The following is a 23,948-nucleotide window of genomic DNA, read 5'->3' on the forward strand; positions in this document are numbered from 1 at the left end:
AGCGTTTCCCCATGGCTGACGACGCACAGCTACGCGAATATCTCAAACGCGCCATCGCCGACGTCCAGAGCCTGCGGTCCCGGCTCCACGAGGTGGAGTCGGCGCGGCGGGAACCGGTCGCGATCGTGGGCATGGCGTGCCGGTTCCCCGGCGGGGTCGCCTCGCCGGAGGACCTGTGGGAGCTGGTCGCGTCCGGGCGGGACGCGGTGACCGCGTTCCCCGCCGACCGGGGCTGGGATCTCGACTCCCTGTACGACCCCGACCCCGACCACCAGGGCACCTCCTACACCCGCCACGGGGGGTTCATCGAGGACGTGGGCGGGTTCGACGCCGGGTTCTTCGGCATCTCCCCGCGGGAGGCCCTCGCCACCGACCCGCAGCACCGGCTGCTGCTGGAGACGGCGTGGGAGGCGTTCGAGCGGGCCGGGATCGACCCGGAGACGTTACGCGGGAGCCGTACCGCCGTGTTCGCGGGGCTGGCCGGCGGCGACTACGGCGTCGGGGCCGGTCACCCGGCGGAGCTGGAGGGGCAGATCGGCATCGGTACGCTGCGCAGCGTCGCGTCCGGCCGCATCGCCTACGCCTTCGGGTTCGAGGGCCCGGCCGTGACGGTCGACACCGCCTGCTCGTCGTCGCTGGTGGCGCTGCACCTGGCGGCGCTGTCGCTGCGGTCGGGGGAGTCCGACCTGGCCCTGGCCGGGGGCGTGTCGGTGATGGCGACCGCGCAGGGATTCGTGGAGTTCTCCCGCCAGCGCGGCCTGTCGGCCGACGGCCGCTGCAAGGCGTTCGCCGCGTCCGCCGACGGCACCGGCTGGGCGGAGGGCGCCGGCTTCCTGCTGGTCGAACGGCTCTCCGACGCGCAGCGGCTCGGCCACCCGATCCTCGCGGTGCTCCGCGGCTCGGCGGTGAACCAGGACGGCACCTCCAACGGCCTGACCGCCCCGAGCGGCCCGGCGCAGCAGCGCGTCATCCAGGCGGCCCTGGCCGGGGCCCGCCTGCCGGCGGCGGACGTCGACCTCGTGGAGGCCCACGGCACCGGCACGAGCCTGGGTGACCCGATCGAGGCCACGGCCATCCTCGCCACCTACGGCCAGGGCCGCGCGCCGGGACGTCCGCTGTGGCTGGGCTCGCTCAAGTCCAACATCGGGCACTCTCAGGCGGCGGCCGGCGTCGGCGGGGTCATCAAGGTGGTGCAGGCGATCCGGCACGGGCTGCTGCCGCGGACCCTGCACGTCGATGAGCCCTCTCCGTACGTGAACTGGTCGTCGGGCGAGGTGGAGCTGCTCACCGAGGCCCGCGACTGGCCGTCGGAGGGGCCGCGGAGGGCCGGGGTCTCGGCGTTCGGCGTGAGCGGCACCAACGCCCACGTGATCATCGAGGAGGCCCCGGCCGTCACAGAGCCCGGCCGGCCCGCCGGGACAGGGCCGGTGCCATGGGTGCTCTCCGCCCGCACGCCCGGCGCGCTGCGCGCCCAAGCGGCCCGGCTGGCGAACTTCGTGACCTCCGGTCATGACCCGGTGGACGTGGCGTGGTCGCTGGCCGCCACCCGGGCGCGGCTCGGCGAGCGGGCCGTGGTCGTGGGTTCCGGCACGGCGGAGCTGGTGGAGGCGCTGCGGGCGCTGGCGGCCGAGGAGCCGTCGGCTTCGGTGATCACCGGCCGCGCGGGCCGGGACCTGGCCTATCTGTTCACCGGTCAGGGGAGCCAGCGGGAGGGCATGGGGCGGGAGCTCCACAAGCGCTTCCCGGTGTTCGCCGAGGCGTTCGACGCCGCCGTGGCCGAGCTCGACCGGCACCTCGGCGGCGTTTCGGTGCGCGACGTCGTGTTCGGGTCCGGCGGCCTGCTCGACCGGACCGTCTACACCCAGACCGGCCTGTTCGCGCTGCAGGTCGGCCTGTTCCGGTTGCTGGAGTCGTGGGGCGTGCGGCCCGACCACGTCGCCGGGCACTCGATCGGCGAGCTCGCGGCGGCCCACGTCGCGGGTGTGTGGTCGCTGGCCGACGCGGCCAAGGTGGTCGCGGCCCGGGGCCGGTTGATGCAGGCGCTGCCGCCGGGTGGCGCGATGGCGGCCGTCGAGGCCACCGAGCAGGAGATCCCGGACACCGTCGAGATCGCCGCGATCAACGGCCCGTCGTCGATCGTGGTCACCGGCGACGAGGACGCGGTCGAGGCCGCCGTCGCGGAGTTCTCCGGCAGGGGCCGCCGCACCCGGCGGCTCACCGTCAGTCACGCCTTCCACTCGGCCCGGCTGGACCCGATGCTGGCCGAGTTCGGGCAGGTCCTCGAATCGGTCTCCTATCACGACCCGCGCATCCCGCTGATCTCCACGCTGACCGGCCAGGTCAGCGACGTCACCACCCCCGGCTACTGGGTCGCCCAGGTGCGCCAACCCGTCAGGTTCGCCGACGCGGTCACGGCCCTCGACGCCGCAGGTGTCACGACCTACCTGGAACTGGGCCCGGACGCCACCCTCTCCGGCATGGCCCGCGAATCACTCCCCGGCGACCGGTCCCTGGTCCCCGTGCTGCGCCGCGACCAGCCGGAGGAGCGCACCGCGCTGCTCGCCCTGGGCCGCGCGCACATCCACGGCCGGCCGATCGCCTGGGACGCCGTGCTCCCCGAGGCGCGCCGGGTCGACCTGCCGACCTACGCCTTCCAGCACGACCGCTACTGGCTCGGACCCGCCACACTGAACTCCGGCGACCCGGCGTCGCTCGGCCTCACCCCGGCCGGGCATCCGCTGCTCGGCGCGACGGCCGTGCTGGCCGACGCCGGCGGCGTGCTGCTGTCGGGGCGGCTGTCGCTGCGCACCCACCCCTGGCTGGCCGGGCACACCGTCATGGGCACCGTCATCGTGCCCGGCACCGCCCTGGTCGAGCTGGCCGTCAGAGCCGGGGACGAGGTGGGCCTGAGCACCCTCGACGAGCTCGTCGTGGAGACCCCGCTCGTCGTCCCGGCCGGCGATCCGGTCGACGTCCAGGTCTCCGTCGGCGCGCTCGACGACGAGGGCCGCCGTCCCGTCACCGTCCACTCCGGCACCGGCGAGCGCTGGACCAGGAACGCGGCGGGGACCCTCAGCGAATCGGGCCCGGTCCCGGAGAGCATCGGCGGCTGGCCCCCGCGGGGCGCCGTCCCCGTCGAGATCGACCATGTCTACCGGGAGCTCGCCGACGCGGGCCTCACCTACGGGCCCGCCTTCCAGGGGCTGCGCGCCGCCTGGCGGGACGGCGACGACCTCTTCGCCGAGGTCGAGCTACCGGAGGCGGAGCAGGGCGACGCGGCCCGGTTCGGCGTGCACCCCGCGCTGCTCGACGCGGCCCTGCACATCGCCGCGCACCACGGGCTCAAGGACAGCCCGCCGGGGCGGAACCGCCTGCCGTTCGCCTACGGCGGGGTCCGGCTGCACGCTTCGGGCGCGTCCGCGCTGCGGGTCCGGCTGGTCCTGCACGGCCCCGACGACCTCTCCCTGCACGCCGCCGACGAGACCGGCGCACCCGTGGTGTCGGTCGAATCGCTCCGGGCCCGCCTGGTCTCGGCCGACCGGTTGCGCCCGGCGGACCACGACTCCCTGTTCACGGTCACCTGGACCGAGGTGACCCCGCGGCCGTCCGGCAAGGGAACCGACGTCATTCAGGTCACCGGCGCGGAATTCCGCGGCCTGAGCCCGGAGGCCGCCGTCCACGGGCAGGTGAACCGGGTGCTCACCCGGGTGCGGGAATGGCTCGCGGAAGAGAGCGAAAGGCCGCTGGTCGTCGTCACCCGGCATGCCGTCGCGGCCACCCCGGAGGAGAATCCCGACCCGGTCGTCGCGCCGATCTGGGGACTGGTCGGATCCGTGCAGGCGGAGCATCCCGGGCGGGTGTTCCTCGTGGACGCCGACGACCCCGCACCGGAGGCGGTGCGCCGGGCGGTCGCCACCGTGCTCGGCTCGGGGGAGCCGCGACTGGCGGTGCGGAACGAGAGGTTCTTCGCGCCGAGACTGGCGCGCGCGGCCGCGCGCGACGGTGCGGCGCGGGAGTGGAACCCCGGCGGCACGGTGCTGATCACCGGCGGCACGGGAGCGCTCGCCGGAGAGCTCGCCCGGCACCTCGTGCGGACCGGCCGCACCCGGAACCTGATCCTCATGGGCCGCGGCGGACGGCTCGAACCCGGGCTGGAGGACGAGCTCGCCGGCCTCGGCGCGCACGTGACCGTCGCCGCCGCCGACGCGGCCGACCGCGCGGCGGTCGCGGCGGTGCTGGCCGCGATCCCGCCGGACCGGCCGCTGACCGCGGTGGTGCACGCCGCGGCCGTCGTCGACGACGGCCTTGTCGAGTCGCTCACCGCCGAGCGGGTGGACCGCGTGCTGCGCGCCAAGGCCGACGGCGCGTGGGTGCTGCACGAACTCACACGCGGCCACGACCTGGCCGCCTTCGTGCTGTACTCGTCGGTGGCCGGGCTGCTCGGCGGGCCGGGGCAGGCCTCCTACGCCGCCGCCAACGGCTTCCTCGACGCGCTGGCCGCGCACCGCCGCGCCCTCGGGCTGCCGGGTCTCTCCCTGGCCTGGGGCCTGTGGGAGCGCCCGACCGGCGCGACCGCCCACCTCACCGGCGCCGACCGCGCCAGGGCGGCGCGCGCCGGGCTCGGCGCGCTGACCACGAAGGAGGGCCTGACGCTCTTCGACGCGGCCCTCGACAGGGACGAAGCGCTCCTGGTCGCGGCCCGCTTCGACCTGCGCCCCACCGACGACCAGCCGCCCGCCCTGCTGAGAGGGCTGATCCGTACGGCCCGGCGCACCGCGGGGGCGCGCACCGGAACCGGACCGGTCCTCGCCCACCGTCTCGCCCGGCTCCCCGAAGGGCGGCGCGAGGAGGCCGCGCTGGAGGCGGTCACCGCCGAGGTCGCCGCCGTGCTCGGCGCGAACGCGCGCTCGATCGCCCCGGACCGCCCGTTCAGCGAACTCGGCCTCGACTCCTTGACCGCCGTGGAACTGCGCAACCGCCTCGACGCCCTCGCCGGGCTGCGGCTGCCCGCCACCGTCACCTTCGACCACGGCACCGCCGGGGCCCTCACCGGTTTTCTCCTGACCAAGCTCGGCACGGTGCGGCCGGAACCGGAACCGGAGCAGGTCCGCCAGGGCCCGCTGTCCGAGCTGTACCGTGCCCTCTACGCCAAGGGGCGGTACGCGGCGGCGGCCGAGCTGATCGGCGTCGCGTCGAGGCTGCGCGGCAGCTTCACCGCCGAGCAGGCCACCGATCACGTGCTGCCGCCGATCCGGCTGGCCGAGGGCCCCGCGCCGGCCGCCGTCATCTGCTTCCCCGCCGTCAGCGCCATCTCCGGCCCGCACGAGTACGCCCGTTTCGGCCAGGCCCTGAACGGGCTGCGGGACGTGCACGTGCTCCCGTCGCCCGGCTACGACCCCGATGACCTGCTCCCCGACACCGAGGAGACCTACGTCCAGATGCACGCCGACACGGTGGCGAAGCTGGTCGGCGGGAGGCCTTACGTCATCGTCGGCCGGTCGATGGGCGGCTGCGTGGCCCATTCGGTCGCGGAGGAACTGGAGAACCGGGGGCTGCCCGCGTCCGGGCTGGTGCTGATCGACTCGTACCCGATCGAGAGCCCCACCTTGGAGGGCATGCGCGACTGGTGGCTGAAGGCGATGCTCACCGGGATGCTCGAACGCATCGAGCGCTACCGCATGGTGTGGAGCGACGCGAGCCTCACCACCATGGGCGGCTACGGCGTCGTGCTGGCCGGCTGGCGGCCCAAGCCCATCTCGGCCCCCACCCTCATGGTCCGCGCCGCGGAGCCGCTGCGCGGGACCGTCGTCGACCCGACGGGGCGGCTCGACTGGCGGCCCTCCTGGCCGCTGCCGCACGAGACCACCGACGTACCCGGCGACCACTTCACCGTGCTGGAGGAGCATTCCGGCACCACGGTGGCGGCCGTGCGGGACTGGATCGAGACCATCGAGAAGAGGAGCGTATGAGCGCACAGGTCGTGGCCGTCACCGGCGCCGCCGGCGGGATCGGCCGAGCCATCGTGGAGCTGTTCGCCGAGCGGGGCGCCCGCGTGGTCGCCGTCGACGCCGACAAGCGAGGCCTCGACGAGCTGGCCGGCGACGGCATCGCCACCGTGGCCGGGGACATCTCCACCGAGGAGACCAACGAGGCGTTCGCCGAGCTGGCCCTGACCCGGTTCGGCCGGCTCGACGCGGTCGTCCTGAACGCGGGCATCGGGGGCGCCGGGCCGCTGGAGTCACCCGGCGCGATCGAGCGGTTCGACCGCGTCTGGGCGGTCAACGTGCGCGGCGTGGCGCTCGGCGTGAAGGCCGCGCTGCCCGCGCTGCGGGCCTCGGGGGGTGGTTCCGTCGTGGTCACCTCGTCGATCTCCGGCCTCGGCGGCGACCCGGGGACCTGGGCGTACAACGCGACCAAGGCGGCGGTGGTCAATCTGGTGCGCGGGCTGGCCGTCGACTACGCGGTCGAGAACATCCGGATCAACGCCGTCGCGCCCGGAGGCGTGTCGGTGGGGCTCAACGCCGGCGCCGCCGCCCACCCCGTGCTCGGCCCGGCCATCCTGGAGCGGATCCCGCAGCACCGCTGGTCGGAGGCGCGCGAGCAGGCCGAGGCGATCTGGTTCCTGACCTCGTCCGCCGCGTCGTACGTCACCGGCGTCACCCTCCCCGTCGACGGCGGCCTGAGCGCCAACAACGGCATCCTGCTGCCGCCCGCCCAGCCGGGCGGCTCACCCCGATAGGAGCGTCAATGAGCATCGAGAAGAACAAGGAGACCGCGCGCCGGCTCTACGAGGAGCTGATCACGCTGCGCCGCCCCGAGCTCCTGGAGGAGCTGATCGCCGAGGACGCCGTCGACGAGACCATCCGGTCCGGCGGCGGACGGGAGGACTTCCGTGAGCACATCGAGAACGTCTGGGCCACCGTCGAGGGCGTCAAGGCGACCGTCACCGACCTGGTCGCGGAGGACGACCGGGTGGTGGTGTTCTGGCGCATCGAGGGCGTCCAGCGGAAACCGCTGTTCGGCGTCCCCGCGAGCGGCCGTCATTTCACCGGCCACAGCATCAGCACCATCACCTTCCGGGACGGGAAGATCGTGCGATACAACGTCCTGCCCGACCGGCTGGGTATTCTCCAGCAGATTTCCTGAGGCGCAAATGGATGAATTGTCAATCGAGGACGTATCGGACATCCGGGCCACACTCGCCCTGTTCTCCCACGTCTTCGACAACCGGGAGGTCGGCGACCTCCACCGCGTGTTCACCGATGACGCCGTGATCGAGATGACCCGGGGCGCCGGGCGGATCGTCGACGGCCTGCCCGCCATCGCCGAGTTCTCGCTCGCGCTCGGCCCGGAGGGGCCTGACCACCAGACTCTCGACAGCCACGTGTTCGTGGACGACGCGGGAGCGGTCCGGGCGCGCAGCCGCTACCTGGCGATCCTGCAGGACGGGAGCGTGCACAACGGCGACTATCTCGACGTGCTGGAGCGGAGCCCGGCCGGTTGGCGGATCAGCCGCCGAGTTTCCATTCCCCGATATCCCAGAGAATAGCCTTAGGGGGTATTAGGGGTACCCGGCGAGTGGGGTGCGAATTAGCCTTCGACTGAAATATCGGCTTATGTATTCAAACTCGCCGGATCGGTGAATATGCACGTACTCAGAAAAACTCGATGGTCCGGAGTCGTCGCGGGGCTGGCGCTGTTCCTGGCCGCCTGCGGCGGCTCCCCGGCCGCCCCCTCCGGCGCCCCGGCGGCGCCGGCCGCGCCGGTCAAGGGCGGCTCCGTGACGTTCGCGGCCGACACCGAACCGGTCTCCTTCGACGTCCACCAGAGCTCCCAGGACATCACCGGCGCGATCATGCGCAATGTCTTCGACTCGCTCATCTCCCTGGACGCCTCCGGCGAATTCCACCCGTGGCTGGCCGAGTCATGGGAGGCCGCCCCCGACCTGAAGAGTTACACGTTCAAGCTGCGCGAGGACGTCGTCTTCCACGACGGCACCCCTTTCGACGCCGAAGCGGTCAAGATCAACTTCGACCGGATCCACGACCCGGCCACCAAGTCACAACTCGCGTCGAGCCTTCTGGGGCCGTACACGGGCACGAAGGTCGTCGGCCCCCACACCGTCACCGTGGAGTTCTCCCAGCCGTTCGCGCCGTTCCTGCAGGCCGCCAGCACCGCCTACCTGGGCTTCTACTCGCCGAAGACGATCGCGGCCAACTCCGCGGCGCTCGCCTCCGGCGGGGCGATCGTGGTCGGCACCGGGCCGTTCGTGTTCAGCCAGTACGCCAAGGGGCAGCAGGCCGTCTTCACCCGCAACGACGCCTACAAATGGGCGCCCAAGACGGCCGTGCACACCGGGCCCGCCTACCTCGACAAGCTGACCGTGCGGTTCCTGCCCGAGGCGTCGGTGCGGGTCGGGTCGCTGTCGAGCAGGCAGATCGACGTCGCCGCGGCCGTACCCCCCGCCCAGACCAGGAAGATCAAGGGCAACGCCGCCCTGACGGTGCTGAGCGCCGACTACCCGGGCGGCAACTACAGCATCTACCTGAACACCTCCAAGGAGCCGCTCAACGACGTGAAGGTCCGCAAGGCGATCCAGCGCGGCCTCGACATCGACACCAACGTCAAGGCGCTCTACTTCGGCCAGTTCAAACGCGCCTGGAGCCCGCTCGCGCCGACCACGCCGGGCTACGACGCGTCCCTGGAGAACACCTGGCCGTACGACCCGGCGCTGGCGAACAAGCTCCTCGACGAGGCCGGCTGGACCACCAAGGACGCCGAGGGCTACCGCACCAAGAACGGCGAACGCCTCGTCGTCGACTGGCCGCTGCTGCCCGCGCAGTACGTCCGCGACCAGCGTGACATCCTCGGCCAGGCCTTCCAGGCCGACCTGAAGAAGATCGGCGTCGAGGTGGCCCGCCCGCAGGCCGACATCGGCACCTACCTGGAGCGCGTCTACGGCGGCAAGGCCGACATGGCCGACTACAGCTGGGCGCGGGCCGAACCCGACGTGCTGTGGCTGCTGCTCAACGGCGCCAGCCGGCCGCAGAAGGGCGGCCAGAACGCCACCTTCCTCGACGACCCCGACCTGACCAAGTGGACCGACCAGGGCAGGGCCACCCTGGACGAGGCCGTCCGCAAGGACGTGTACGGCCGGACCCAGCAGCGCGCCATCGACCTGGCCATCGTCGTCCCGGTCTACACCCAGTCGCAGGTGCTCGGCCTGAGCAAGCAGGTCCAGGGCCTCAGCCTGGACGCCAACGCGTGGCCGCTCTTCTACGACGTCTGGCTCGGCAAGCCGTCCGGATGAGGACCACCCTGAAAAGGGCCGGAGCGGGGATCGCGGTGCTCTGGGGCGCCGCGACCCTCGCCTTCGCCGCCCTCATGCTCCTCCCGGGCGACCCGGTCGCCACCCTCCTCGGCCCGGCCACCATGGCCTCGGCCGAGGTCCGCGACCGGATCCGTGCCGAATACGGCTTCGACCGGCCCGTCCTGGTGCAGTATCTCGACTACCTGGGGAAGCTGACGACCGGCGACCTCGGCTCGTCCTACCAGCTCCAGCGACCGGTCTGGGCGCTGATCACCGACCAGCTCGGGCCGACCGCGCAGCTGGCCGCCGCCGCGGTGGTCCTGGCCGTGGTGATCGCGATCGTCGGCGCCGTCGTGACGGCGGGCCGGGCCCACCCGGTGCGCGCGGCGGCCGGTGCGTGGGAGCTGGTGGCGGTGTCGCTGCCGTCGTACTGGCTGGGGATCCTGCTGCTGACCGCGTTCTCCTTCCAGCTGCAGATCTTCCCGGTGATCGGCACCCAGGACCTCGTCGCGCTGGTGCTGCCCGCGCTGACCCTGGCGCTGCCGATCGCGGGTCTGCTCGCCCAGGTCCTGCGCGAAGGGCTGGAGGCCGCGCTGGCACAGCCCTTCGCGGTCACCGCGCGGGCCCGCGGGCTCTCCCAGCTCGCGGTACGGCTCCGCCACGCCCTGCGCCACGCCGCGGCGTCGCTGGCGACCCTGACCGGCTGGCTGGTGGGCACCCTGCTCGGCGGGGCCGTCCTGGTCGAGACGGTGTTCGGCCGGTCGGGCATCGGTGCCCTCACCCTCCAGGCGGTCGGCAACAAGGACATGCCGGTCGTGATGGGCGTGGTGCTGCTGTCGGCCCTGGTCTTCGTGGCCATCTCCAACATCCTCGACCTGCTGCACGCGGTCATCGACCCGAGGCTGCGTCCCGCATGAGGCGATCCACGATCATCGCGGGGCTGGTGCTGGCGCCGCTGCTGGCCGCCGCCGCCGTGCCCGGCCTGCTGACCTCCGTCTCGCCGATCACCATCGATCCGCCGAGCGCGCTGCTGCCGCCCGGCGCCGGCCACTGGTTCGGCACCGACCAGCTCGGGCGTGACCTGTTCACCCGGGTCGTCCACGGGGCCCGTCCCTCCCTGCTGCTCGGGCTCGGCGCGACGGTGCTCGCGGTCGCCGCCGGGGCACTGATCGGCGTCGTGGCGGCGTTCGGCGGCCGGGCCGCCGACCAGGCGACCATGCGCCTGCTCGACGTGCTGCTGTCACTGCCGCAGCTCCTGCTCGCCCTTTTGGTGATCACCGTGCTCGGCGGCGGCCTGGTCAACGTCGTGCTGGCCATCGCGCTGGCCTTCACTCCCGGTTACGCCCGGATGGTGCGGGCCGAGGCACTGGTGGTGCGGCGGTCGGGCTATGTGGAGGCCGCGCACGGCCTCGGGCTGCGGCCCGTGGTCCTGGTGACCCGGCACGTGCTGCCCAACGCGGTCGGGCCGGTGCTGGTGCTGGCCACCGTCGGGTTCGGCACCGCGCTGATCGCCGGGTCGGGGCTGAGCTTCCTCGGGTTCGGCGTGCGGCCACCCGACCCCGAATGGGGGTCGATGCTCGCCGAGGGCCGCGACTTCCTGGCCGACGCCTGGTGGATCGGGCTGTTCCCCGGCGCCGCCATCACCGTCACGGTGATCGCCGTCAACGTGGTCGGCCGCGCGGCCCAGCGCCGCTACACGCGGAGGACATCATGATCGACGTCGACGGGCTGACCGTGTCGTTCGGCGGGCCGCCGGCCGTGCGGGACGTGTCGTTCCAGGTCGCACCGGGCGAGTGCCTGGCGATCGTGGGGGAGTCGGGCTCCGGCAAGAGCGTGACCGCCCGCGCCCTGGTCGGGCTGGCCGGGGACCGGGCGAAGGTGTCCTCACGCGGCTTCACCTTCGAGAACCAGGACCTGTCGCGGCTGTCGGAGGCCGGGTGGCGTGGGGTGCGGGGGCGGCGCATCGGGCTGATCCTCCAGGACGCGCTCGTCTCCCTCGACCCGCTCCGCACGGTCGGCGCGGAGGTGGCCGAGACGCTGCGCACCCACGGCGTGGTGCCGGCCAGGGAGCGGCACACGCGGGTGCTCGACCTGCTGGCCGAGGCGGGCATCCCCGACCCCGCGCATCGCGCCGGGCAGCACCCGCACGAACTGTCCGGTGGCCTGCGCCAGCGGGCCCTGATCGCGTCCGTGGTGGCGGCCGGGCCGTCGCTGCTGGTCGCCGACGAACCGACCACCGCGCTCGACGCGACCGTGCAGGTCCAGATCCTCGACCTGCTCGGCCGCCTCAAGGACGCCGGCTCCGCGCTCCTGCTGATCAGCCACGACCTGGCCGTGGTCTCGCGCCTCGCCGACCGCGTCGCGGTCATGTACGCCGGTCGCATCGTCGAGGAAGGACCCGCCGCGGACCTGCTGGCCGAGCCCGCGCATCCGTACACGAAAGCTCTGACGGCGGCGGTCCCCGCCGCCCGCGCCAAGGGCACCCTGCTGTCGGTCCTGCACGCGGGCCCCTCCGGCGCCTGCGACTACGCCTCCCGGTGCGCCCTGGCCGACGACCGCTGCCGCGAGGAGGACCCGTCGCACGCCGGCGTCGCCACCGGCCGAAAGGCCCGCTGTCACCATCCGTTCGGGCGGCTGCCGGAACTGCCGCCGGTCGGCCTGGGAGGAGACAGGGAGGCCGGGCCGGTGCTGCTGTCGGCCGAGGGGCTCGTCAAACGGTTCAAGGACCGGACGGTGGTCGACGACGTCTCCTTCGAGCTGCGGGCAGGGGAGACCCTCGGGCTGGTGGGTGAGTCCGGTTCCGGGAAGACGACCGTGGCCCGGATCGCCCTCGGGCTGCTCGACCCCGACGAAGGGACGGTGAAGCTCGGTGAGCGGCGCTGGAGCGGCGTGCGGGAGAAGGAGCGCAGGTCCAGCCGCCGCCGGATTCAGGCCGTCTACCAGGACCCGCTCGGGTCGTTCGATCCGCGGCACTCCGTCGAGCGCATCGTCGGTGAGGCCGTCGCGATCACCGGATCGCCGAGGAAACAGCGCAAGGCGCGGGTGATCGAGCTGCTCGACCAGGTCGGGCTTTCGACCGGCCTGCTGGAGCGGCGGCCGCTGGAGATGTCCGGAGGGCAGCGGCAGCGGGTCGCCATCGCCCGTGCGCTGGCCACCGGCCCCGACGTGCTCGTCTGCGATGAGCCCGTGTCGGCGCTCGACGTGTCGATTCAGGCGCAGATCCTCGACCTGCTGGCCACGCTGCAGCGGGACCTGGCTGTGGCCATGCTCTTCATCTCGCACGACCTCGGTGTCGTCCATCACGTCAGCGACCGGATCGCGGTCATGAAGGACGGCCGGATCGTCGAGAGCGGCGCGGTGGCCGAGGTGTTCGGCTCGCCCAGGGACCCGTACACCAAGGAACTGCTCGCCGCCGTCCCCGCCCTCCCGCCGGACCGGGTCAGGTGGTGACGGCCGGGCGGCTCAGCGCGAAGCGTGCGCCAGGGCGCTCGCCGGTGAGGGCGAGGTCGGCGAGGATCCGCCCGACCGCCGGGACGAACTTGAAGCCGTGCCCGGAGAAGCCCGCCGCCACGACGACGGGACCGGCGCGGTCCAGGACGAAGTCAGAGGTCGGTGTCGTGGTGTACGTGCAGCTGATCGGGGTGAGTGCGTCCGCGTCGACACCGGGCAGCCATGCGCGGGCGTAGTCACGCAGGAGACGTAACTGGGCAGGCTCCGGCTGGAAGTCGCGTTCGTCGGGGTCCACCACCGGGCCCGTGCCGTGGAACCCGGCCTTGACGCCTTCGCCGGGCGTCCCGAGGCCGTAGACACCGCTCGGGAACCCCGTGGCCGCCAGTGAGCCGTCGCCGAGGTGGTGCACGAAGCTGGGCCACGGCACATCACTCAGCGGGGCGAAGTACGCCGGCTGCTCCTGCGTGACGCGCAGCGGCGGCAGGGGCACGAGCCCGCCGAGCAGCTTCTCCGTCCACGCCCCGGCCGCGACCACGACTCTCTTCGCGCGGTAGACGTCATCTGCCGCCACCACCTCGACGGCGTCGTCCCCTCGTACCACGATCGAGGTGACCGGCGTCTCGTGCCGGACGACCGCGCCCAGCCGGGCCGCGTCCGCCTGAAGCGCCGACACGGCGTCGTCGGCGTGCAGCCGCCCGCTCATCGGATGAAAGAGCACCCTGCCGTCGTAACGCAGACCGGGCCAGCGCTCGGCGGCCTCCTCGGGGGCGAGCCACTCACCCGGCGCACCCGCGGCCCTGACCGCCTCGGCCAGCAGGTCGAGGTCCGCCGTCCGCCCGTGGTCGACTCCGCCGGTGCGCGTGAGCAGGGAGACGCCTGAATCCGCCTCCAGTTCCCGCCACGACCTCTCGGCCTCGCGGGCGAGCCTGATGTAGGCGGGTTCGGCGTAGGAGACACGGAAGATCCGCGACGCGCCGTGCGACGCTCCACGTACGTGCCCCGCCTCGAACCGCTCCAGCACCACAACGTCGACCCCACGGCCGGCCAGCCGCCACGCGGCCGCCGACCCCATCCCCCCGCCGCCCACGACAACGACATCCACCTCATACGCGGTCATCCACTCACCTTTCCGATTTGCACCCCCACATCGTCGGGTCTAACACAGGAGCGACCGGGTCACCCGGGCGCGCGTCAGGTGGGCGTCGGGCTCCGCGTCCGGGACCGCCGTCGTCGTCAAGCGCCGTTCGGGCCCCCCGGCCGTGGTCGGCGATCGGGAGGAGCTGCCCGGGATCGCATGGCTGGTGCGGGGCAGGGAGCGGCCGCAGTACAGGATCCCCGCGAGCCTGAGCGGCCTGCTGGAACAGAAGGGCCTGTCGCTGGACGTGCTGTCCCCCTCCGATCGGAGACACGCGCTTTCCATGATCCACGAGGCGAGGGCCGGTTCGACGCTCGCGGAGCGCACCGCGGATCTGGTGCGTTTCCTCGAAGATCGCAAGGATTACGGGGTCCCGTCATGACAGGCGACCGTGAGCTGTTCTCCGGCACCGCGAAGTACTACGCGCGCCACCGCCCGCCGTACCCGGCCGAGCTCATCGGCGGTCTCGCCGTCACGTTCGGGCTCGGCCCCGGCACCGGGGTCCTGGATCTCGGATGCGGGTCCGGCCAGCTCGCGCTGCCGTTGTCCCGGACCGGGAGCGTCGTCTGGGCCGTGGATCCCGACCCGGACATGATCGCCGAAGGCGTCCGCGAGCAGGCCGAAGGGGGGTACGGCGACGTGCGCTGGATTCTGGGCCGGGGCGAGGCCCTGCGTCCGGCGGGCCTGCCGGGGCTGCGGCTGTGCACGATGGGGGCCTCGTTCCACTGGATGGACCGCGACCTCGTGCTGAAGACGCTCGACGAGATGATCGAGCCGGACGGCGGCGTCGCGCTGGTCTCCGGCTCCGCGAGCGTGTTCTCCAGGTCCGGCGCGGTGGAAGGAGCCTGGCTGGAGGTCACCCGCGAGGTGATCACCGAGTTCCTGGGACCGCGGCGGCGGGCCGGCAGCGGCACCTACAGCCATCCCAAGCGCGGTCATGAGGAGGTTCTGCTCGACTCCGCGTTCAAGCGGCTGGAGACGAGCCGGTTCACCTGCACCCGGCTCCTGTCGGTGGACGACGTGGTGGGCCTGCAACTGTCCACGTCGTACGCCTCACCGGCGCAGCTGGGGGAGCGGCTGCCGGATTTCCGGGCGGAGCTGTCGCGCCGGCTGCTGGAGCTGAACCCGGGTGAGGGGTTCCGGACCGTGGAGCACACCGATCTGATCGTGGCGCGCCGGTGACGACGCCGGGGAGCGGCGCGGCCGTGGACTACTGGCGGGCGGCCTGCCTGCTCGGCTTCAGCCATGCCGCCGGTCTGGCGTGGCCGCCGCCGGGCGCGCCGCAGCGGCGGCGGGTCGCCGGCCACTGGGGCTGCAACCCGGGCATCGCCTGGGCGGCGGGGCATCTGGCGGAGGCGTCGGCCGGGGAGTTCCTGCTGATCGTGGGGACGGGGCACGCGAGCAGCTATCTGTTCGCCCAGGAGGCTCTGCGTTCCCCCGCCACACCGGCCTCGATCAGCGACGCCACCCGCCGGTACGGCCAGCCCGGCGGCGACCCGACCGAACTGCTGGGGATACCCGGCGTCCCCTACGTGGGCGGTGAGCTCGGACCGGCGCTGGGGGTCGGCCAGGGCATCGCGGCGGCCTCGTCCGGGCTCCGCGTGGTGACCCTGATCGGCGACGGCGAGTGCGAGACCCCCGCGGCTCTGGCCGCCTTCGCCCATCACGACGTGCTCGCGGCGGCACCCGGCAGTTGCTGGCTGCCGGTGGTCAACGTCAACGGCGCCCGCATGGGCTCACCGGCCCGGTTCTCGCCCAAGCGGTTGCAGGCCCTGCTGGAAGGCATGGGCTACACGGTGCTCAGCAGCGGCGCGAACACCGGCGAGGCCGTCGCGGCGGCCCGGCGCGCGTGGGAGCTGACCGGGTCCGGGGTCCCGGTCGTGTGGCTGAGCGTCACCGAGAAGGGCTGGCCCGCGCCGGAGCTGCTGGGCGGCCGGCCCTTCCGCGGCCCGCGCGCGCACAAGCTCCGCGGCCTGGACCTGTCCGACCCCGACGTTCGCGCCGGCGTCGCCGACTGGCTCGGCAGGCTGAACGACCCGCCGGTGATCTCCGGCGACGGCGGCGTGCCGCCCGCGGTGCGGAGCCTGGCCGCCCGGATCCGGCTGGATCTGCCGGCCGCGCACAGGCCGCCCGCCCCGGCCGCCGGCCGCGACGCCTCCCAGGGCGATCAAGATCAGTGCGGAAGTCAACGCCGGCCCGGCGTCGCGGAAGAGCCGCAGCAAGGCGAGCCGTTCCCGCATCAAGGCCCCCGGCATTCGGCTCGGAAGGAAAACTTTCACGAGCTGAGAAAACTTTCGCAACGTATAGAGCGCCGGCGAACACTGTCAAGATTGCCCGCCCGTTCGAGTGGAAGAAGACCGCGGAATGGATTCTTGAGCCGCCCCCGATATCGCCGGTGAATTTCCGACGCGGCGCACCGGGTGGTCCCCGTGCCCGAGATCTCTCCGGCTGGCTATCCCCGGCAGTGTGTGGCTGGGGCATGGGGTGGGGCGAATACTTGAGGTCATGGACGCGAGACGGCAGCTCGGGGATTTTCTGCAGACCAGGCGGGCTCGGTTGCGGCCCGAGGACGTGGGGGTCGCCACCTACGGTGAGCGGCGGCGCGTTCCCGGGCTGCGCCGGGAGGAGCTGGCGCTGCTGGCCGGGGTGAGCGCGTCGTACTACTCGCGGCTGGAGCAGGGGCAGGCGTTCAACGCCTCGCCCGAGGTGCTGGACGCGCTGGCGCGGGCCCTGCGGCTGGACGACGCGGAACGCCTGCACCTGCGCGAACTGGCCACCGGTACCCGTCGCCGGGGCGCGGGGCGGCCCGCGCCCGAACGGGTCGCCCCCGCGACCCGTCAGCTGATCGCGACGCTGGGGGACGTGCCCGTGCTGGTGCTCGGGCGGCGCGGCGACGTGCTGGCGTGGAACACGCCGGGTCATGCCCTGTACGCCGGTCATCTGGCCGTGGACGGCCCGGACACGCCGCGGCAGCGGCCCAACATGGCGCGGCTGGTGTTCCTGGACGCGCACACCCGTGACCTGTACGCCGACTGGGCGGCCAAGGCGCGTGCCGTGGTGGCGACCCTGCGGATGGTCTCCGGGCGGCACCCGGACGACCCGCTGCTGGCCGCGCTGCTCGGGGAGCTGACGGTCAAGAGCCCGGAGTTCGCGGCGATGTGGGCCGACCACCGGGTCAAGGCCGGCGGCGACGCCGTGTATGAGATGCGGCATCCGCTGGTGGGCGCCATGCGGGTGACCCAGCAGTCGTTGCGGACCGCCGACGACCAGTCGGTGGTGATCGCCACCACCGAGCCCGGGTCGCCCTCGCACGCCGCGATGACGCTGCTGGTGCACGGCGCGGTCACCGGCCGTGCCTCCGCCGCCCGGGCCCCCCGGCGCGACGCGCCGTCGCAGAGATGACCGGCTGACCCGATCCCTCGCTTTCCCAGGCGCTCCGAACAGGGGCGTCCGATCTCGCACGCCCGCGAACCCCCCGGTTCGCGGAAGTCATCCGGAAGGACCAGGAATGCGCAAGAGAATGCTCGCCCTCGCGGTCGCCGTCACGGCGGCCGGAATCACCGCCGTGACCGTGCCCCCGTCGAACGCGGCGACAGTCACCGCCGCGCCGTCCGCCGCGACCGCGCCGGCCCGTCCGCCGGCGTCGCGGATCGCGGTGCACTTCGACCTGGCGAAGGGCCAGATGCCGGAGAACATCGCGCTCGGCCCCGACGGCACGGCGTACGTCACCTTCGCCGCCGCCCGCCAGGTCGCCGCGGTCGGCCCGGCCGGCGTGACGCGGATCCTCGCGACCCTGCCCGCCCCCGCCGACGGCGGCGCAGGCACGCCGGTCCTGGGGTTCGCGCTCACCACCGGCATCGTCCGCACCGGCGACGGCACGCTGTACTTCCTGTACGCCGGCGGCGACGCCGCGACCACCGGCCTCTACCGGCTGCGTCCCGGGCAGGAGCCGCGGCGCATCGCCGCGCTGCCGGCCGCCGGGCTGCCCAACGGCCTGGCGTACGACGCGCCGTCGAAGACCTTCTACCTCACCGACTCGGTGCTCGGCACCATCACCACCGTGTCCCTGGACGGAGGCCGCGCCGAGGTCTGGTCGAAGGCGCCGGAACTCGCCGCGACCACCTTCCTCGGCGCCAACGGCATCAAGGTGCGGCACGGCGCGATCTGGGTCACCAACCTCGACCGGGGCACCCTGCTGCGGATCCCGGTCGAGCACGGCCGTCCCGGACCCGTCCAGGTCAGGGCCACCGGGCTGGCCGGCATCGACGACTTCGCGTTCACCGCGACCGGCGGCGAGCAGGTCGTCGCGACGCTCAACGCGCCGAACAAGGTCGTCCGCGTCGACGCGGACGGCCATGCCACGACGCTCCTGACCTCCGCCGCCGGACTGCAGAACCCGACCTCGGTGGCCGTACGCGGACGCACCCTCTACGTGCTCAGCGCCGCCTACACCACCGCCACCGACCCCAACCTCATGCTGGCCACCCTGCCGCGCCACTGACAGGCCGGAAATGCCGCTGATCGGAATTCCCTTCCATATCGCCGCCTTCCCGGGCGGTCCGGGGGAGACCTGTCACGCCAGGAGGCCGCGCCAGCGGTCGGCCGACTCCATCACGTCCAGGCTGACTCGCTCCAGGAACGCCCACCCCTTGGCCAGCCGCCGCCCCACGGGCCTGTCGAGCCCGGACGTCTCCGCCGCCGCCATCGCGGCCTGCGCCGCCTCCAGCGTCTGCCGCGAGCTGATCACGATCGAGTGGTACCAGGCGTCGTCGTCGACCACGTAGATGTCGCGACGCCGCTGCGGATCGCGCTCGCGCCGGACGTAGCCCTGCTGCACCAGGTAGTTCACGGCCACGGAGACGGAGGCCGGGCTGACCTTCAGCCTGCGGGTCAGCTCGGCCGCGGTGCGCCTGCCGTCCTCGGACAGCAGCAGGTCGAGGTGCACGCGCGCCGTCATCCTCGGCAGCCCCGCCCTGACCGCCATCTCGATGATCTCCTCCTCCAGCGCGCCGCCAGGCGGCCCGGCGGCGCGCGGGGGTGCCGGCGTGCCGCGCCGCGCGCGCTGGGCCGTCGCCTGGTGCGCCTGCTGGGGCCGGTAGCCGCCGGGGCCGCCGTTGCGTCCGACCTCCCGGCTGATCGTCGAGGTCGGCCGGTCGAGCCGCCTGGCGATCTCGGCGTAGGAGAGCCCGTCGGCGAGCCCGGCCGCGATGCGGTGGCGCTCCTGCTGGGTCAACCGTCCTCCTGGCATGCCACCAGTATTGCCTTCGCCGTCATTCATTGCAACGCTACATTGCGTTCGCCCGCAGCGTCATTGCATCAATTTGTCACCTCTCACCTGGGCATACATCTCACGGCAGATTGACACTCATCGTGAACGCAACGTAGCTTTCGGATGGAGCCGAACACGTACTATCGTGAGATGAGGAATGGTCATGGCTGAGTCCCTCCACACCGTCACGACACTGCCGGCGGCGCGCCGGCCCGGCTGCCCCTTCGACCCGCCGGCGGAGCTGATCGACGCCCGCCGGCACGGCCCCATCAGCCGCTACCCCTTCCCCGACGGGCACCAGGGCTGGCTGATCACCGGATACGACCTGCTCAGGTCGGTCCTGGCCGACCCGCGGTTCAGCTCCCGCAAGGAGTTCATGCGCCACCACCCGACCATCGACTTGGGGGACATCGAGGTCCCCCCGGCGCCGCCCGGCGAGTTCCTCCTCATGGACGAGCCACAGCACGGGCGCTACCGCAAACCGCTGGTCGGCAAGTTCACCGCACGGCGGATGCGGCTGCTCACCGAGCGCGTCGAGCAGATCACCGCCGACCACCTGGACGCCATGGAGAAAGCCGGGCCACCGGCCGACCTGGTGACCGCGTTCGCCAGGCCCATCCCCGCCATCGTCATCTGCGAGCTGCTCGGCGTGCCCTACGAGGACCGAGGCTCCTTCCAGGAACAGATCGAGTCGTTCCTCAGCGGAGAGGCGAGCGACGAGGACCAGCTGGCGGCCTACCTCGCGACCCAGCGCTACCTCGCCGAACTGGTGACCGCCAAACGCGCCGACCCCACCGACGACGTGCTCAGCGACCTCACCGACACCGACCTCACCGACGAGGAACTCAAGGGAATCAGCCTGATCCTGCTGGCGGCCGGCTTCGACACCACCGCGAACACCCTCGCCCTGGGCACCTTCGCGCTGCTGCGCAACCCGGCACAACTGGCCGCACTGCGCACCGATCCCGCCCTCGCCGACCAGGCGGTGGAGGAGCTGCTGCGGTATCTGAGCGTCGCCAAGACCTTCATGCGGACGGCGCGGGAGGACGTCGAGCTGGGCGGCCAGACCATCAGGGCCGGCACCACGGTCATCCTGTCCTACAACACCGCCAACCGCGACCCCGAGCGCTTCCCCGACCCCCACACGCTCGACCTCCGCAGGCAGAACGGCGGCCACCTGGCCTTCGGCCACGGCATCCACCAATGCCTGGGCCAGCAACTCGCCCGCGTCGAGATGCGCGTCGCGTTCCCCGCCCTCGTCACCCGCTTCCCCACCCTGCGCCTGGCCGTCCCGGCCGAACAGATCGACCTGCGCCCGGAGACCGCCGACATCTACGGCGTGAAGAGCCTCCCCGTCACCTGGGACGCGTGACCACGAACGGGTGAAGCCCCGGTGCGCCGGCACCGGCACAGGACGGCCGGGCCGGTACACGGCTCACCGTCCGTCCGGGCAGGATGGTGCCATGCAGGACTGGATGCCTGCGGGGACGGGGGCATCCTGATCTTCGGCATCCGCAGGGACCGGCTCGCCGAACGCGACTTCAGCCAGATCCTCGCCCACGTCCAAGGGCACTGACCCGCTCACTCCGCCCGAGGCGGACCAGGATCACCCTGTCCGCAGCGGCACGGGTGTGAGTGCGGACCTCTCTACTTGTCGTGCTGCCGGCGCACCATCTCGGTGATCCAGGCGGGGGCGAACGGTGACGTGCAGCCTGGGGGAGTCGGGTAGTCCTTGAGGACCTGCAGGCGCTCGCCGATGTCCAGGGCGCGGGTGCGGTGGCCGTCGTGCTCGATGCCGATCTGGGCCAGGCAGTGGTTCATCGCCCACTGCAGGCGGTCGGGGGCGTCTTTCATCTCCGTCTCGATGACGTCGAGCAGTCCCGCGAGGTCGAGGCCCTCGGGCTTCTTCGCCACGCGTTCGGTGGTCAGCGCCCAGCCGGCGCTCGCGACCACCGGATCCGGGTCGGCGGACCAGGACAGCCGCAGCTCTTCGGCGTGCGGGTTCTTCTTCACCACGTAGTTCACGAGCCAGTCGTGCACCTTGGGTGTGCGGGCCTCCCGCAGCATGACGTCCAGCTCGTCACGGCCGAACGCCTTGGGGCGGCAGATCAGGATCGCCAGCAGCCGCGCCGCGGTGTCACCGGTCTCCCAGAGCCCGCACGCGAGTTCCTGCTGCGTCTTCAGCCGCTTCGCGACCGCACGCAGCCTGCCGAGGTTCACACCGTGATCGTCACCGTGCCTCTCGTTCACCTCACGGGCCCTCGGGTCCTCCAGCCCGGCCAGCTCGGCCATCACCTCGGCCACCGTCGCCCCGGCCAGTGCCGCCTCAGCCACCTCAGCCCTCCTGTCCGTCACACGCGAGACTCACCCTACGACGAAGCACGCCGCTCCGGCCGTCATCCGCCCGCCGGGGTGCCGGGGGTGGTGGCCGACAGGGCGCGGCAGCGGCTGCTCGCGTCGGGGTCGCCGACGGTCTTGTACAGCTCGGCCGCCCGCGCGTAGGCGTGGCGGCTCTCGCCGGTGCGGCCCTCGGCGGCCAGCAGGGCCGCCAGCGTCTCCAGGGAGCGGGCCTGCGGGGCGGGGAGCCGAGCCTGTTCCATGAGGGTGACGGCCTCGGTCAGCTTGGTGATCGCTTCGGTTCCGCGGCCGAGCAGTCCGAGGCACTCGCCGACGCGGGCGAGAGCGATCGGCCGGGTGAACGCCGCGACGCCGGGCGTCATCCCCGACCGGTCGTCGTCCAGCAGAGCCAGCAGGCCGAGGTACTGCTCCAGTGCCTCGGCGTGGTGCCCGGCGTCGCGAAGGCAGGTGCCGAGCGCGCCGAGACACTGGCCGTACGAATCGATGTCGCCGCCGGCCTTGAACATCTCCGCGGCCCGCGCCTCCGACGCGGTGGCCTCGTCGAGCCGTCCGAGCTTCCGAAGCGCGCCTCCGGCGGCGTGGTGGGCCGAGGCGATCTGCGCCGTGGCGCCACCGCGGGTGGCGAGGTCCATCGCCTGGGCCGTGTACCGCAGTGCGGTCTCCGGGTCGTCGCGCGGCACCAGATGGACCCAGGCCAGCAGGTTCAGCTGCGCGGCCTGCCGGGCCGCGTCGCCCAGGGCGGCGGCGGCCCCGGCGCCGAGGGTGAAGACCTCGTGCCAGTGCGACGCGTGCATCCACCGGTCGGAGAACCAGTCCATCGACTCGGCGCAGTCGAGGACGGCGGAGTGCCGGCCGCCGCTCGCCGCCGCCCGCAACGCACCCAGCCAGTTGTCCAGATTCACGCGCAGCCAGTGGTCGGCCTCCTCCGGGGAGGACGGGCCGGCGCCGGGCCGGTCGGGACGGCCGTAGGCGGGCTCGAACCACCGCCCGGCGGTGGTGGCCGTCCGCAGCAGCCACGACGTCGTCGTCTCGGTGAGCGCGTCGCGCTCGGCCGCGGGTTCCTCCGCGTGCAGCCGATCGCGGGCGAACAGCCGCACCAGGTCGTGGAAGCGGTAACGTCCCGACGTGCTGTCCTGCAGCAGGCCGAGGTCGACGAGTTCGTCGAGGGCGTCCCAGGCGTCCTCCACCGGGGTCCGTGCGACGACCGAGGCGAGGGTGGCGTCGAAGTCACGGCCGGGGACCAGGGCGAGCCGGCGGAAGACCCGCCGCGCGGATTCCGCGAGTTGCTCGTAGGACATCCCGAACGCTTTGGCGATCTTGAGGTCCCCGGCCCTGAGCTGATCGAGGCGGCGTTCCTCGTCCGCCAGCCGGGCGGCGAGTTCGGCGGCGCTCCATCCCGGCCTGCTGATCAGCCGGTTTCCCACGATCCGCAGGGCGAGGGGCAGGCCGCCACACAGCCGGGCGAGCTCGCTGATCTCCGTTCCGGCGCCAGGGGAACCACGCCCGGCCACGATCCCGGCCAGCAGCCCGGCCGCCTCCGCCGCCGGCAACGGGCCGAGACTCAGCCTGTGCACCCCCTCCAGCCCGGCCAGCAGCCGCCTGCTCGTCGCGAGCGCCCTGCTGGGGCCGCCTCCGGGGAGGAGCGGCCGTAGCTGCTCCTCCGACCCGGCGTTGTCGAGCACGACCAGGACGCGCCGCTCCCGCAGCAGTGACCGGTACAACGAGGCGCGCTCCAGCGGGTCGGCGGGCATGTGCCGCTCGGCGGTGCCGAGCGCGCGCAGCAGTTGCGTCACGGCGTCGTCGGCGGCGAGCGGCCGGGGGGACATGCCGAACAGGTCGACGAAGAACACCCCGCCGGGAAAGTCCGGCCGCAGGACGTGGGCGGCGCGGACGGCGAACGTGGTCTTGCCCAGCCCGGCGGCGCCGGTGATGAGCGCCACGCCGGCGGCACCGGGCGTGTCTCCGCCGTGCACCAGGTCGTCCGTCCAGGCCATCTCGGCGGCCCGGCCGGTGAAGTCGTCCACCGACCGGGGCAGCTCGCACAGCCCGGTCGGCCGCGTCCAGTGGTCCCGCAGACGGCCGTCCCTGGCCTGGCCGATCAGCTGCTCGCGGTCGGCCTCGCCGAGGGCGAGCGCGTCCGCGAGGGCGGTGACGGTCCGGTGCTGAGGTCCTTTGGAGCGTCCGCGCTCCATGTCCGACAGGGTCCTGGCACTGACCCCTGATGCTTCGGCGAGCTGTTCGAGGGTCAGGCGCGCCGCGTGCCGGTGCCCGCGTAGCAGCTCCGCGAAGCCGGCGATGGCCTGCTCCTCTCCGTGGCCTCGTGGGTCCGGGCACAGCTCGGCCGGCCGTCACCCCGGGGGGCCCACCCGTGATCGGACCCACGGATGTGACACTACGCCCGGCCCCGGCGGGCGACGGCCCGCCGG

Annotated in this window: 18 protein-coding genes; 14 read left to right on the forward strand and 4 right to left on the reverse strand. The window is 73.0% G+C overall.

From position 1 onward, the window contains the following. Nucleotides 1-11: 11 nt before the first annotated feature. The 8 genes from ACFP1K_RS23630 (at nt 12) to ACFP1K_RS23665 (ending at nt 12,760) form a co-directional block, all read left to right on the forward strand. The gene (locus ACFP1K_RS23630; protein ID WP_380756947.1) at nt 12-5,969 is read left to right on the forward strand and encodes an SDR family NAD(P)-dependent oxidoreductase; all 5,958 of its coding nucleotides are present in this window, start codon (nt 12-14) and stop codon (nt 5,967-5,969) included. Continuing rightward, nucleotides 5,966-6,739, forward strand: a complete 774-nt coding sequence (locus ACFP1K_RS23635) for an SDR family NAD(P)-dependent oxidoreductase (protein ID WP_380756949.1) — start codon at nt 5,966-5,968, stop codon at nt 6,737-6,739. The genes ACFP1K_RS23630 and ACFP1K_RS23635 overlap by 4 nt, the downstream gene beginning before the upstream one ends. 8 nt (nt 6,740-6,747) lie before the next feature. Further along, nucleotides 6,748-7,146: an ester cyclase gene (locus ACFP1K_RS23640; RefSeq protein WP_380756951.1), complete on the forward strand. Its 399-nt coding sequence runs from the start codon at nt 6,748-6,750 to the stop codon at nt 7,144-7,146. Nucleotides 7,147-7,153: 7 nt separating this feature from the next. After that, on the forward strand, nt 7,154-7,549 hold the full coding sequence (locus ACFP1K_RS23645) for a nuclear transport factor 2 family protein (RefSeq protein ID WP_380756953.1): 396 nt from the start codon (nt 7,154-7,156) through the stop codon (nt 7,547-7,549). Between the two features lie 96 nt (nt 7,550-7,645). Continuing rightward, a complete protein-coding gene (locus ACFP1K_RS23650; protein ID WP_380756955.1) occupies nt 7,646-9,310 on the forward strand; it encodes an ABC transporter substrate-binding protein in 1,665 nt (554 codons plus the stop codon). Continuing rightward, on the forward strand, nt 9,307-10,227 hold the full coding sequence (locus ACFP1K_RS23655) for an ABC transporter permease (protein WP_380756957.1): 921 nt from the start codon (nt 9,307-9,309) through the stop codon (nt 10,225-10,227). The genes ACFP1K_RS23650 and ACFP1K_RS23655 overlap by 4 nt, the downstream gene beginning before the upstream one ends. Further along, the gene (locus ACFP1K_RS23660; protein WP_380756959.1) at nt 10,224-11,024 is read left to right on the forward strand and encodes an ABC transporter permease; all 801 of its coding nucleotides are present in this window, start codon (nt 10,224-10,226) and stop codon (nt 11,022-11,024) included. The genes ACFP1K_RS23655 and ACFP1K_RS23660 overlap by 4 nt, the downstream gene beginning before the upstream one ends. Beyond that, nucleotides 11,021-12,760: a dipeptide ABC transporter ATP-binding protein gene (locus ACFP1K_RS23665; protein ID WP_380756961.1), complete on the forward strand. Its 1,740-nt coding sequence runs from the start codon at nt 11,021-11,023 to the stop codon at nt 12,758-12,760. Before ACFP1K_RS23660 ends, ACFP1K_RS23665 begins: the two co-directional genes overlap by 4 nt. Here the strand turns inward: ACFP1K_RS23665 and ACFP1K_RS23670 are convergent. Next, entirely contained in the window at nt 12,750-13,877 is a 1,128-nt protein-coding gene (locus ACFP1K_RS23670) for an FAD-dependent oxidoreductase (protein WP_380756962.1), read from the reverse strand. The genes ACFP1K_RS23665 and ACFP1K_RS23670 overlap by 11 nt on opposite strands. Before the next feature lie 142 nt (nt 13,878-14,019). On the opposite strand from ACFP1K_RS23670, the gene ACFP1K_RS23675 reads away from it, so the two are divergent. The 5 genes from ACFP1K_RS23675 to ACFP1K_RS23695 all read left to right on the forward strand — a co-directional run bounded on the left by ACFP1K_RS23675 (nt 14,020) and on the right by ACFP1K_RS23695 (nt 18,396). After that, nucleotides 14,020-14,277: a hypothetical protein gene (locus tag ACFP1K_RS23675; protein ID WP_380756964.1), complete on the forward strand. Its 258-nt coding sequence runs from the start codon at nt 14,020-14,022 to the stop codon at nt 14,275-14,277. Beyond that, nucleotides 14,274-15,077, forward strand: coding sequence for a class I SAM-dependent methyltransferase (locus tag ACFP1K_RS23680; RefSeq protein ID WP_380756966.1), 804 nt, complete (start codon nt 14,274-14,276; stop codon nt 15,075-15,077). Before ACFP1K_RS23675 ends, ACFP1K_RS23680 begins: the two co-directional genes overlap by 4 nt. After that, nucleotides 15,074-16,294: a phosphoketolase family protein gene (locus ACFP1K_RS23685; protein WP_380756968.1), complete on the forward strand. Its 1,221-nt coding sequence runs from the start codon at nt 15,074-15,076 to the stop codon at nt 16,292-16,294. The genes ACFP1K_RS23680 and ACFP1K_RS23685 overlap by 4 nt, the downstream gene beginning before the upstream one ends. A 106-nt stretch (nt 16,295-16,400) precedes the next feature. Beyond that, nucleotides 16,401-17,297: a helix-turn-helix domain-containing protein gene (locus ACFP1K_RS23690; RefSeq protein WP_380756970.1), complete on the forward strand. Its 897-nt coding sequence runs from the start codon at nt 16,401-16,403 to the stop codon at nt 17,295-17,297. Between the two features lie 106 nt (nt 17,298-17,403). Then, a complete protein-coding gene (locus tag ACFP1K_RS23695) occupies nt 17,404-18,396 on the forward strand; it encodes an SMP-30/gluconolactonase/LRE family protein (RefSeq protein ID WP_380756973.1) in 993 nt (330 codons plus the stop codon). 72 nt (nt 18,397-18,468) lie between these two features. Here the strand turns inward: ACFP1K_RS23695 and ACFP1K_RS23700 are convergent, their stop codons facing one another. Then, entirely contained in the window at nt 18,469-19,128 is a 660-nt protein-coding gene (locus tag ACFP1K_RS23700) for a GbsR/MarR family transcriptional regulator (RefSeq protein ID WP_380756975.1), read from the reverse strand. Nucleotides 19,129-19,327: 199 nt separating this feature from the next. Here ACFP1K_RS23700 and ACFP1K_RS23705 point away from each other — a divergent pair, with 199 nt between their 5' ends. Beyond that, complete coding sequence (locus tag ACFP1K_RS23705) at nt 19,328-20,536, forward strand: cytochrome P450 (RefSeq protein ID WP_380756977.1); 1,209 nt, start codon at nt 19,328-19,330, stop codon at nt 20,534-20,536. Nucleotides 20,537-20,811: 275 nt separating this feature from the next. On the opposite strand, the gene ACFP1K_RS23710 is transcribed toward ACFP1K_RS23705, so the two are convergent. Together ACFP1K_RS23710 and ACFP1K_RS23715 are read right to left on the reverse strand one after the other, a co-directional pair. After that, the gene (locus ACFP1K_RS23710; RefSeq protein WP_380756979.1) at nt 20,812-21,456 is read right to left on the reverse strand and encodes a DNA alkylation repair protein; all 645 of its coding nucleotides are present in this window, start codon (nt 21,454-21,456) and stop codon (nt 20,812-20,814) included. Between the two features lie 104 nt (nt 21,457-21,560). Then, the gene (locus ACFP1K_RS23715; protein WP_380756981.1) at nt 21,561-23,858 is read right to left on the reverse strand and encodes an ATP-binding protein; all 2,298 of its coding nucleotides are present in this window, start codon (nt 23,856-23,858) and stop codon (nt 21,561-21,563) included. Between the last annotated feature and the right edge of the window lie 90 nt (nt 23,859-23,948).

This window comes from Sphaerisporangium aureirubrum (genome assembly GCF_042658925.1).
GTDB classification, from domain to species: Bacteria; Actinomycetota; Actinomycetes; order Streptosporangiales; family Streptosporangiaceae; genus Sphaerisporangium; species Sphaerisporangium aureirubrum.